The sequence below is a fragment of the Herbaspirillum sp. alder98 genome (genome assembly GCF_020179755.1).
In the GTDB taxonomy this organism is placed as follows: domain Bacteria; phylum Pseudomonadota; class Gammaproteobacteria; order Burkholderiales; family Burkholderiaceae_D; genus Herbaspirillum.
Map to the genome: position 1 here is coordinate 31,127 of NZ_JAIUCY010000015.1, position 12,092 is coordinate 43,218.

General features: G+C 63.7%; 9 protein-coding genes. 2 read left to right on the forward strand and 7 right to left on the reverse strand.

From position 1 onward, the window contains the following. Positions 1-3 precede the first annotated feature (3 nt). Both LBW87_RS22665 and LBW87_RS22670 read left to right on the forward strand, forming a co-directional pair. Positions 4-921 (forward strand): DMT family transporter, encoded by a 918-nt coding sequence (locus LBW87_RS22665; RefSeq protein WP_225203746.1) that lies wholly within the window; start codon positions 4-6, stop codon positions 919-921. A gap of 23 nt (positions 922-944) precedes the next feature. Then, entirely contained in the window at positions 945-1,799 is an 855-nt protein-coding gene (locus LBW87_RS22670; protein ID WP_225203747.1) for a sulfurtransferase, read from the forward strand. A 58-nt stretch (positions 1,800-1,857) separates the two neighbouring features. Here LBW87_RS22670 and LBW87_RS22675 read toward each other — a convergent pair whose 3' ends face one another. The 7 genes from LBW87_RS22675 to LBW87_RS22705 form a co-directional block, all read right to left on the reverse strand. Beyond that, positions 1,858-2,616: a ZIP family metal transporter gene (locus LBW87_RS22675; RefSeq protein WP_225203792.1), complete on the reverse strand. Its 759-nt coding sequence runs from the start codon at positions 2,614-2,616 to the stop codon at positions 1,858-1,860. Positions 2,617-2,910: 294 nt separating this feature from the next. Continuing rightward, positions 2,911-7,866 carry a response regulator gene (locus LBW87_RS22680; protein WP_225203748.1) on the reverse strand — a complete coding sequence of 1,652 codons (4,956 nt, stop codon included), beginning with the start codon at positions 7,864-7,866 and terminating at the stop codon, positions 2,911-2,913. A gap of 31 nt (positions 7,867-7,897) precedes the next feature. Continuing rightward, positions 7,898-10,081, reverse strand: coding sequence for a methyl-accepting chemotaxis protein (locus LBW87_RS22685; RefSeq protein WP_225203749.1), 2,184 nt, complete (start codon positions 10,079-10,081; stop codon positions 7,898-7,900). A gap of 75 nt (positions 10,082-10,156) precedes the next feature. After that, positions 10,157-10,741, reverse strand: coding sequence for a chemotaxis protein CheW (locus LBW87_RS22690; RefSeq protein WP_225203750.1), 585 nt, complete (start codon positions 10,739-10,741; stop codon positions 10,157-10,159). Positions 10,742-10,771: 30 nt separating this feature from the next. Next, a complete protein-coding gene (locus LBW87_RS22695) occupies positions 10,772-11,137 on the reverse strand; it encodes a response regulator (RefSeq protein ID WP_225203751.1) in 366 nt (121 codons plus the stop codon). 31 nt (positions 11,138-11,168) lie between these two features. Then, positions 11,169-11,591, reverse strand: a complete 423-nt coding sequence (locus LBW87_RS22700) for a response regulator (RefSeq protein ID WP_225203752.1) — start codon at positions 11,589-11,591, stop codon at positions 11,169-11,171. A gap of 345 nt (positions 11,592-11,936) precedes the next feature. Continuing rightward, positions 11,937-12,089 carry a rubredoxin gene (locus tag LBW87_RS22705; protein WP_225203793.1) on the reverse strand — a complete coding sequence of 51 codons (153 nt, stop codon included), beginning with the start codon at positions 12,087-12,089 and terminating at the stop codon, positions 11,937-11,939. Positions 12,090-12,092 lie beyond the last annotated feature (3 nt).

The window sequence follows — 12,092 nt, forward strand, 5'->3', positions numbered from 1 at the left end:
GTCATGCAATCGCTCTGGATGCTGGTCGCTTCGTTCCTGTTCTCCATCATGGGGGTATGCGTCAAACTGGCCGGTGAGCACTACACCACCGCCGAAATCGTGCTCTCGCGCGGACTGGTCGGGGTGATCGTCATCTCGGCCATGGTGTGGGTGCGCGGCGGCACCTTCCGCACCCCTTTTCCACGCGATCACCTGATCCGTGGCGGGGTCGGCGTGGTTTCGCTGTGGATGTGGTTCTACGCATTCAGCCTGCTGCCGATTGCCACCGCCACCACGCTCAACTACATGTCGTCGATTTGGATTGCGGCCATGCTGTTCGCGGCCGGCTGGTGGAAAGGCAACAAGCGTTTCGAGTGGGGCCTGGCGGCCACCGTGCTGCTCAGCTTCATCGGCGTGGCCATGCTGATGCGCCCCTCCCTGAATCCGGAACAACTGATCGGTGGCGTCATCGCCCTGATATCGGGCGTACTGTCGGCGATCGTCTACCTGCAGGTGCGCAAGCTTGGCCTGCTGGGGGAACCCGAATACCGGGTCGTGTTCTACTTCTCGCTGACCGGCGTGGTAGCCGGCCTGGCCGGCAACCTGGTGGCGGGCAAGATACCGCTGTGGCACACCCATTCAGTCACCGGCGCCTTGCTGATACTGACCATCGGCCTCACGGCCACGCTGGCGCAGATTGCCATGACCCGCGCCTACCGGCTCGGCAACACCCTGGTGACGGCCAACCTGCAATATGCGGGCATCGTCTTTTCCAGCCTGTTCGGCGTGCTGATCTGGAACGATGCACCGGGCTGGCTGGGCTGGCTGGGCATGGCCATCATCCTCGGCAGCGGCTTGTGGGCCACCTGGCATAACCAGCGCAGCAACCGCAACAGCGCCAAGAACGTCCCCAAGGTCGACCCGATCGCTACTGAAGTCTGAACCTGCATTGCAAAGGAGAACACATGACCTATTCCACCCTGATCAGCGCATCCGACCTGAAGTCGCGCGCCCAATACCTGAACCTGGTCATCCTCGATTGCCGGCATGACCTGGTCAATCCCCAGGCCGGGACCGACGCCTATGCCGCCGGCCATATTCCCCAGGCCCGCTTCGTGCACCTGGACCATGTCCTGTCCGGCCCCAAGGTGGATGCGCATGGCCGCTTTCATGGTCGTCATCCCTTGCCTGACCGCCAGCAACTCGTCGAGGCACTGCGGACATTGGGCATCAACAACGATACCCAGGTAGTGGCCTACGATGCACAAGGCGGCATGTTCGCGGCACGCCTGTGGTGGCTGTTGCGCTGGATCGGCCACAGCGACGTGGCGGTGCTCGATGGCGGCCTGGCCGCGTGGCAGCAGGTCGGCGAACTGACCGCCGAAGTCCCGCCGCCGGCGCCGCACGGCAACATCCAGGACCTGACTTCGATCGTGCGCACGGTCGATGCGCAAACCCTGGTCGAGAACATCAAGACCGCCGCGCTGCAGGTGGTCGATGCCCGCGCCGCCGACCGCTTCCGCGGCGAGAACGAAACGATGGATGCGGTGGGCGGCCATATTCCCGGCGCCAGAAACCGCTTCTTCAAGGACAATCTCGAGGCCGATGGCCGCTTCAAGAGCGCAGTCCAGCTGCGCGAGGAATGGCTGTCGATGGTGGGCGATCCGCATCAGGCGGTCATGCAGTGCGGCTCGGGGGTGACCGCCTGCCACAATCTGCTGGCACTGGAAGTGGCCGGCCTCGGCGGCGCCAGCCTGTATCCGGGCTCCTGGAGCGAATGGAGCGCTGACCCGTCGCGACCGGTCGCAACCGGCGCCTGAACGTCATGGCGTCATGGCGTCATGGCGTCATGGCCGGCGCCGGGCGGCGCTGGCCTGATCAGTGACTATGGGCGTGGCTGGTCAGCGTGACCACGATCAGCACGCCGAGGGCGATCAGGATCACCTGCGGCACTGTTTCGCGCAGGGTCGCGCGGCGCTGCATCTGTGGCATCAGGTCGCTGACGGCGATGTAGATGAAGCCCGACGAGGCAAACACCAGCACATACGGAATCCATTGCGTGCCGCGTTCCAGCATCACATAGCCCAGTATCCCGCCAGCAACCGCCATCAGGCTGCAGATGAGGTTATAGACGTAGGCCCGGGTGCGCGAAAAGCCGGCATTGAGCAGCACGATGAAGTCACCGATCTCCTGCGGGATTTCATGGGCGATGATGGCCAGGCCGGTCACCAGCCCCAGGTGCGGATCGGCCAGGAAGGCTGCGGCGATCAGGATGCCATCGGTAAAATTGTGCAGCCCGTCGCCGACCAGGATCATCCATCCGGCCTTGCCCGCCTCATGCTTGTCATGACCATGGTGATGGCCATGCCCATCGTCTTCGTGGTGATGCGAATGCCGCAGGATAGCCGTCTTTTCCAACAGGAAAAACGTCAGCAAGCCGCCCAGCAACACCGCAAACAGGGTATGCGGCTCGGCCTGGGACTCGAACGCCTCCGGCAATGCATGCAATAGCGAAGTCGACAGCATGATGCCGACCGACAGGCTGACCAGCCGCTCCACCATCTTCGACAGCAGGGCGAACGAAAACACCGCTGCAGCGGTGATGCTGACGACCCCGGCCAGGGTCGTGGCGAGCAGGATGGAGATGAGTGTCGGATCGATTTTATTGCCTCGAAATGCTGATCTGGAGCGCCGCTTGCCAGCCTGGCATGCCCTCAACGGCGTCGGAAGCGCGCTATTTTACGCCTAGCCGGACACTAGGGCCTGTTCACATTAAATCTGTGAGATGCGTTGCCCCCCAGAGGGCGTGCTGGCAAGCCTCGCCTGCCGTTGTTGCAGCTCCTTGCCGTAGCACCACTACGGCGCGTCGCTACGCCTAGCCAGACAACGCTTGCCGACCTCTCGCACTCGCAGATTTAATGTGAACGGGCCCTAATACAGCACATCACTGAAGTCGTCCGGGGGCAACTGCTCCGGCGCACTGGTATAAGTGGCCAGCAGTGACAGCAGTTGCTGATCCTGATAAGGCTTGCCCAGGTAATAATTCACCCCAAGCTCCATGGCGCGCTCGCGATGCTTGGCCCCGGTGCGTGAGGTGATCATGATGATCGGCCGCAAGCGCGTGGCTTCGTTGTCGCGCAGGTGGCGCACCAGCGTAAATCCATCCATGCGCGGCATTTCGATATCGACCAGGAAGGCGTCGGGCACGACGCCATGCAGCTGCCGAATGGCATCGTAGCCATCGGTGGCGGTCACTACCTCATAGCCTTCACGCATCAACAGGCGCTGCATCACCTTGCGCACCGTCAGCGAATCGTCGATCACCATCACGATGCGCTGCCTGGTCCGGCCCGGCCGCCCGGGCCGCGCGCGCACCGCGCCATCCTCCCGGCGATAGCCGCTGCGTCGTTCCAGCAGCAGCGGGTTGAGGATCAACACGATTTCACCGTTGCCCATGACCGTCGCCCCCACCACGCCGGCCAGGGTATCGAGCTGCGGCCCCATCGGCTTGGACACCACCTCGCGATTGCCGCTGACATGGTCGACCATGATGGCCACCAGGTCGTTGCCACTCTTGACGAAGAGCACATAGACCGAGTCCGGCGCCGCGCGGTTGGCATCGTCCGGTTCGTCCAGCAGCGCGGCCAGGCCATGCAGCGTGACGCTGCGCCCACCCTGCTCCAACGTGCCGCTGGCCAACGCGTGGTGCATGCGCTGGCCACGCAACTGCACCACTTTCTCGACCAGCATCGAAGGGATCGCGTAACTCTGCAGCCCGAGCCGCAGCAGGCATACCTGCTTGACGGCCAGCGATAGCGGCAGGTGCATCGTGAAGCGCACGCCGGCGCCGGCCTCCGAATGCACCACCACCCGTCCGCCGAGCGCGGTGACCTCGCTGCGCACCACGTCCATGCCGACCCCGCGTCCGGCCAGTTCGGACACGTTCGACCAGGTCGACAAGCCCGGCTCGAAGATCATCTCGATCACGCGCGCCTCATCGTCGGCGTGGGCCGCGCTGAGCAGGTTGGCTGCCAGCGCCTTGGTGCGAATCGCGGCAAGGTCGAGGCCCAGCCCGTCGTCATCGATGCGAATGGTGGCTTCGCTGCCCTCCTGCACGGCACGAATACGCAGCCTGCCCATGGCGGGCTTGCCCGCTGCCGCACGCTGAGAGGGCGCTTCGATGCCATGCACTGCGGCGTTGCGCAGCAGGTGTTCGAACGGGCCGATCATTTTTTCCAGGATGCCGCGGTCGAGTTCGACCTCGCCGCCGTCACAGACCAGTTCCAGCGCCTTGCCGGTTTCACGGGCCAGTTGCCAGACCAGGTGCCGCAGGCGCGGCTCGACGCTCTTGAACTTGATCATGCGGGCATACATCAATTCCTGCTGCAGATCGCGGGTGAGACGCGCTTGCCGCTGCAGGCCATTCTGGGTGCTGGCGGCACTGTCGGCCAGCAACTTCTGCAACGAGGCGACATCGCTGACGCTCTCCTCCATCATCCGGGTCAGTTCTTGCAGATGGGTATAGCGATCCAGTTCCAGCGGATCGAACTGGAGCCTTTCATGGCTATGCTGCGACGCGGCGATGCGAATCTCGGCCTGGATCGCGATATCCCGCAATTGCGCCGACAACTTGCCGACACTGTCATCGAGGTCCACGGTATGGCGCCGCAGTTGCTTGACTTCATTCTCGAGCTGCGAGCGGGCGATCGACACCTCGCCGATCTGGTTCAGCAGCGTATCGAGCAGGCTTACCTTGATGCGCACCGTCGGCACCACGGGCCTGCGCTCGCCATCGCCTCCGGTTTGGGCGGCAGCCCCCATCTGCTCCAGTGCGGAGAGACGTTGCAGTGCATCGTCATAGATCGCCAGCAGCGCATTGAGCCCGTCGCTCGCCCCGGTATTGCGCAACAGGCGCTGGACGCCGCTTTCGAGTTCGTGGATCCGGTGCCCCAATTGCAGCGCCCCCGCCATGCGGGCATTGCCCTTGACCGTGTGCAACGGTCGCAATACCTCTCTGAGCACAGTATCGTCGTCCGGCTGGCGCTGGAACAGGTGCAAGCCCTCGCCCACCAGCGCCATCAGGTGCGCGCCCTCTTCCAGAAACACCGGCAGCAGTTCGAGATCGATCTCATCCTGCAGTCCATTCACCTCCGGGGCGGGAGGGTCGTGCGCCGCCGCCGACGACGACGCAGCAGCCGGCGACGGCACCGAAGACACGGGCGCATGCAAGCTCTGCTGCAACCCGTGCAACGCCTTTATCACCGCCTGGTCGGCGGCCGGCTCGGCGCCGGCCGCAAATTGCTGCTGCATCTGCTGCATGCTGGCGAGTGCGCGTTCGACGATCGTCAGCTGCGCCGCGTCCAGTCCATGCCCGAGTTGCTTGAGATGTTCGATCAGTTCATCCAGCGCCGTCGCCATTTGCCGCATGCCGCCGAAACCTGCCGCTGCACTACAACCGCGCAGCGTATGCACGGCCCGCAGATAGAGCGCGGGCGCGCCGGACAACAAGCCGCTATCGGCCTTGGCGCGCCAGCTGCTGCCGTGCTGGCGCAAGGTCTTGAACAGGGTTGCTGCCTCGTCCAGATAGATCTGGCGCAACTGCCGATCCGGGACGGCCGCCGGAACCAGCGCCGCTTCACGCGCCGGCTCCTCGGGGCGACTGGTCACGGCCAGCGCCTGGCCCAGGCACTGGCAAAGGTCCACCAGCAAGGGCGCCTGACGCGGCGACCCTCTTTGCAGCCCGATTTCGTTGACCCACCCGGCCAACAACGCCAGCGCCGATTGCAGCAATACCCTCACCGGCTCGGGCAGGGGCCAGGGCTCTTGCTGGTCGGCGCATGACAGGCATGCGCTGAGCAATTTCTCGATGGCATGTGCAGCATCGGACAGGGCCAGCAGTCCAACCATGCGGCCACTACCCTTGATCGTATGAAAACAGCGGCGCATGTTGCTCAACTGCCCCTGGTCGGCCACCATCATCGTGTCGGCCCCGGGCATGTCACGCAGCGCCTGCAGCAAGGCGCCGGCTTCAGCGACAAAGATGCCCAGCATCTCGTCATCGGCCGGTTGCGGTTGCCAACTACCGCTCAGGTCATCCGGCAATGCCGCCATCGACGCCGCCTCGACCGCCGCGAGGTCTGCTGACGACGCCACCGGCGCCGGCAAGTCGCCATGCGTCAGTGTGCGCCGTATGTTGACGGCCAGCTGTGGGTCGATGCGATCAGGGCGACGCCAGCGGTTGGGCGGCGAGCGCATGGCCCGCTGCAATTGCTGGTCGAAATCCACGATGTCACGCACCATCACGGCACGCGCGGCATCGGTCCGGTCCCGCTGCGCGCCACCTTCATCGGCGGTACTGGGCAACGTGGCGCCGAGGTTACTGGCAATCCGCTCGCGCAGGGTGCTGCCCAGCGCGCGCCACGCAAGCGCGGGATGCGCCGCGCAGAGGCTTTCCATGCGGCCCAGCTCGGCGTGGATATCGGTCAGCATGCTGGTGAGAGAGGGCTGGCTGTCGGATGGCCAGTCGTCATCCATGGCGCCGGTCGGCAGCATGGCCGCCCCTGAGCCCTCGGTGCGGCCGGACCAAAACCAACCCAGGCCGCTTTCGACCCTGGACAGCGCTTCACGGATGTCACGCTCGGCCACGCCCGACATGCGACGCGTCATGTCGGCCCGCAACTCACGCGAGAACCACGGAAAGGGACCACTGGGGGCATTGCCATACAGCACGCCGGCCAGATGTTCGACCATGCAGTCGGACTGCTCGATGAAATCTTCTTCCAGATGAAAGCGCCGACGCAGGCATTGCTCGAGGAAAATCTGGCAATTGCTGAGTTCGCGCTCGGTGTCCTCGCGCAAGGCGACCGGGTCGAACAGGCCGGCCAGCCGTCCGAGCGAACGCAGCACGCCCGACAAGCCCGGCTCGCGCAGGCGCGGCCAGATCCGGCGCGCAAGATCGGCTGCCACCAATACACGCCCCATCCATTGCAGCGCCGACGCTGCGCGCGCGTCGTCCGATGCTGCCGCGACGACACACCCCCAGGCCGCCTGCATCTCATCGACCTGCACCATCAGTCGCACCATCACCGGTGATTCAGGCGCCTGCACCAGTGCCAGCGACGGCGACCAGTCGGCACGCTGTCGCAGTGCCTCGATCCGACTGTTCAATAACGGCCCGCGCGCCATCTCCAGCACCACCAGGGCATGCCGATCCAGCGGCTGCAGGCCATCGAGGATGTGCGCAATGAAGGCGTGCAGCGCAGCATCGCCGGACGACACCGTGGATTGCTCCGCTGAAAGGCTGCGGACAATGGCATCCAGGACCTGCCGCATGGCGTCGAGGTCATGCAGATGCGCCAGCGATGTCGGCCAGTTGCCCTGCGGCGCGAACGGCGCATGGGCGCTGGCGGGAAGCTGCAGGCAAACCAGGCGCCAGCCCTGGAACAGGCCCGGGTCGAAGATATCGGTGTCGCCGCTGCGATCGTGCAGATCATCGAGATAATCGTGCAGGCTCCACAGCGCCGTGACGGCGGCCGCGGCCTGCGCCGACGACAGTTGCAGTTCGGATGCGTCGCAGCCTTGCGCGCAATGCACCAGCAACGCGCGCAGCCGTGACAGCAATTGCGTGGCGGCATGCGCCTCCACCACCCGCATGACATTGATTAGTTGATCGAGCTGCTGGCACAGTTGCGCCAGTTCCTCGCTGCAGCTGGGCGTGCTGCCGGCGTCACCGGCGGAGGGGGAAAAATGCACCAGCAGCCGGTCGATCGCCGTATGCAGCGCGGGCGCCAGCAAGCGCAGGCTGTCGGACAGTTGCGCACGGTGATCGGCCGTCGCGGCGTGTGCGGAAATGATGCCGGCGGTGTCCGGATCTGCAGGCTCGGGCATGGGGCGCGGAGTGTCCATCATGCCGTCGCTGTCAGGAAACCGTCACCCGGAACCGCGACACCGAGTTTTCCAGCTGCTTGGCGGCATCCCACAATTCGTTATAGAGCGCCGAAACCTGTTCGCGGCTTTGCTCGATGATCTCGTTTTCGCTGAGGATGCTCTGGATGTTCTGCGCCACCCCATTGGCCGAGATCGCCTGCTGTTCGGTCGATGAGGACATGCCCTGGATCAGTTCGGCCAGTTGATTGGACACCCGCCGGATGTCGGCCAGCGCCGCGCCTGCGGCATCCGACAATACCGCGCCCTCGACCACGCCGGCAGTGGATTTTTCCATTGCCGCCACGGCATCATGCGTGTCGGTCTGGATCATCCGCACCAGCGCACCGATCTCGCGGGTAGCGGCGCTGGAACGCTCGGCCAGCCGTTGCACTTCCTCGGCGACCACCGAAAACCCGCGTCCGGCCTCGCCGGCGGAGGCTGCCTGGATGGCGGCATTGAGCGCCAGGACATTGGTCTGCTCGGTGATGTCCGAAATGAGTTCGGTGATTTCGCCGATCACCTGCGACGACTCGCCCAGCCGCTTGATGCGCTTGGACGTTTCCTGTATCTGCTGGCGAATTTCGTTCATGGCCTTGACCGCGTCTTCCACCGCTTTGGCGCCGCGCTCGGCGACCACCACCGAATGTCGCGCGACGTCGGCGGATTCGTTGGCCGAGATCGAGACATCGGTAATCTGGATCGACATCTCGAGCATCGATTGCCCGGTTTCCTGGATCCGGCGTGCCTGCATCCGCGTGGCACTGGCCAGCTCGGTGGTCGTGCTGCGCACATGATCCGAGGTGGCTGCCACCTTGGTCGCCATCTGGGTCACCTGCCCCACCAGTCCGCGCAGCGCCTCGACCGTATAGTTGACCGAGTCGGCAATGGCCCCGGTGATGTCTTCCGAGACGGTGGTGTGCACGGTGAGGTCGCCATCGGCCACCTTCTGCAATTCGTTCATCAGGCGCAGGATGGCGGCCTGGTTGGCGACATTGGTGCGCATGGCCTTTTCTTCCTGATGCTGTGCCTGCAGGCGCTGGGCATCGGCGTCCTGGCGCCGCGCTTCAGCCTCGGCGGCGTTGTTGCGGCTGTTCTGCAATTGCACCAGTGCGATGCCCACCCCACTCAATAACGCACATGCCATGGCCCCGAGCATGCACCAGAAGAACAGGGAGCGCGATTCCTGCGCCACCCGGTAGTCGTTCTGCAGCACGGTAAGGTGCTGCTTGAGGGTCTCGTTCTCGACGAAGACCAACTGCTCGGACTGCTTGGCGGCGATGAAATTCTGCAGGTTGCCCAGGATGCCCGCGACCTGGGGCTGGTATTCGCCGAAGACCTTTTCGAGCTCCAGTAGCTTTTCGCGCGTCTCCTTGTCGGCCACCGGCTTGAGGCGCAACAGCTCGCTGCCGTTGAGGAATCCGTCGATGATGTCGTGGAAGGTGTTGACGTCCTTGCCGAGCAGGAACGCCGTCTCGGGATTGACCCCGTCCGAGGTCAGGAATTCGTTGGAGCTGCGGCCCAGCCGCAAGGTCAACTGCACCAGCATGCTGGCCGTGCTCATCTCGCGCGGGCCGGCCACGCCCTGCGACTGCAGCATGGCGATCTGCTCGCTCAGGTCGAGCAACATCGGCAGCATCAGGTTCAGGCGCTTGAGGGTCACGCCAAAACCGGTCAGTTCGCTTTCGAGCTTGAGGATGGTCTGCGATGCCTGATTGGTATGGTCCCAGATTTTCTGCACGTCTTCGAGCACCGGCTTCATGGCCGCCTCAGGGGGACGGATGATGTCGCCCTGATAGTGGCCCCCCTTGGCCAGCAGGCCCAGCCCGAAGTTGAATTCGTTACGGCTCTCGCGCAACTGCGTGAATGCTTCGCGATTGCCCTGGATCGCATTGGGCACGGCCTTGCCGATGCGCTGGGAATGCATCACCAGGTCGGAGGTAATGTGGGCCTGCAGCGTGACGTGGATATAGCTGCGCGATTCGAGCCAGAGAAACAGCAAGGTGCTGGCCAGCGACAGCAACAGGAGCAACAGCAGGATGCGGGTCTGCGTGCGCAGCGCGAAGCGGCTGATCACCGGCAGGCGCGTCCTGCGTACAACGGCAGTGGACGCGGCGACATCGTCCCGGGCCGGTCGCGATTTGTTCTTCTTCGGTAGACGCGGCAGACTCAATGCCATGACTGGAGCTCCTGTACGATTTGTTTTGATGTCGCCGCTTCCGCCTGCCCCCTTGGCGTGGCGTCATGCCAATCTTCAGCGTCCGATGTGAAGGAACTTTTCGTCACTTAACAGCGATACCAGACTTAACTCCTGCCACTCAGTTCCTTCCGAGTCCCTATGATGGCGAATCACTCCCCGCATCTGGAGATTTCCATCGTTAACTTTCGAGATCTCATTCATCTCGTAAATCTGCCGCACACCCATTACCGACGCCAGCAGCAAGCCGCAGTTAGGCGCCAGCGTCGGCGACAACACCAGGACCCGGCTGGCGGAGGCCGCCACCTGGGGTGGTGCGCCCATCAACATGGCGAGATCGGCGATACCGACCAGATTGCCCCGGATATTGGCCAGCCCCAGGTACCAGGGTTGCGTCAGCGGCACCCGGGTGAGCTTGCCCAGTGTCGACAGCGGTATGATCTCGCCCGCCTCGGCCAGGTTGAGCAGGCAGGGGACGCCCCCGATCGACACCGCCAGCCGGCGGGTGTACGACTGCTCGCTGCTGGCTGCCTCCATGCGCTCCAGCAGCGATGCCTGGAACGCCTGCAACCCCTCGAACGGGGGTGTCTGGGCGACATCGCGGGTGGTCCTGCCGGGTTTGGGTTTCGGACTCTCGTGCATGCCTGCCTTTCAGGATGAAGCGCTATGCGCTCACTCGAGCGCCTGGATCTTGGCCAATAGTTCTTCGGGATCAACCGGTTTGACGATGTAGTCGCAGGCGCCCTGGCACAGCGCCCAAATGCGGTCGGTCTCCTGCGCCTTGACGCTGCACATCATGATGGGCAAGTCCCTGGTGCTGGGATCGCGCACGATCTGGCGCGTGATCTGATAACCGTTCTTGCCGGGCATGACCACGTCCAGCAGTACCAGCTCAGGCTTGTCCTCGCGGATTTTTTGCAGGGCTTCGTCACCGCTGCCGGCGGTCTCGACCGAAAAACCGTTCTGTTCGAGAATGCTGGTCAGCACGTATCGATCAGTTGGCGAGTCGTCGACCACCAGCACCTTTTTTATTCGCATGCAAACCCCTGTTGCCAATGAATGGACCGCGTCAGACGGCATCGACACCATCCACGTAGGCTCTCGTGATTTGCAGCAATACCGCCTCGTTGACCGGCTTGCACAACAATTGATCGGCCCCGGCCATGGCGCTGCGCGCGCTGTCGAATGGCCCGGCCCGCGACGACAGCATGACGACCGGCAGACTGGCATGACCCGCACTGCGGCGGATCAGCAGACAGATATGTCCTCCCTCCAACGGCGCCATGTCGGCGTCGCAAATGATCATGTCGATCTGTTGCGCCCCCAGTTGCGCCAGTGCCTCGAACCCGCTGGCGGCGGTCAGTACGTCGTAGCCGGCTTCGCCCAGCAGCCTGGACAGGTTGTGCCGTACGGCACTGCTGTCATCGGCCACCAGTATTTTGCGTTTCGCACGAGGCGTCGAATTGACCATGCATTCTCCGGCTGTTGCCATGACGTACTGCCCCACTGTAGCAAATGAAGTCTTAATCTAGAGCAGAAACAGCAGCAACTTCCCGGGTTTATTGAAAACACTGGAACGTCGCCTGACGCCAACGCGTCATTGATCGGCAAACAGGTTTGAACGAGGGTGCCAGCACGCCACTCCGGCGGCATTGCCGGAGGACATCGCGCACGCGAGACAATGATGACGCCGCTTGATGCAGATCAAGCCGGGCGTCGGATCCAACCTGATGGCCGGAAGAAAGGGATGGCAGCGGCCCCTGGCGACATTAGATCACCAGCAGCACTTGCCGCGGCGGGTGAAGTCGTCACGCCGCCGCAGGATTGATGCGTTATCTCAGATTTCGACCATTTCAAAGTCTTCCTTGCGGGCGCCACACTCTGGGCAAGTCCAGTTGATGGGTACGTCGTCCCAGCGTGTACCAGGCGCAATGCCCTCTTCCGGCAGACCGGCTTCTTCATCGTAGATCCAACCACAGATCAGGCACATCCA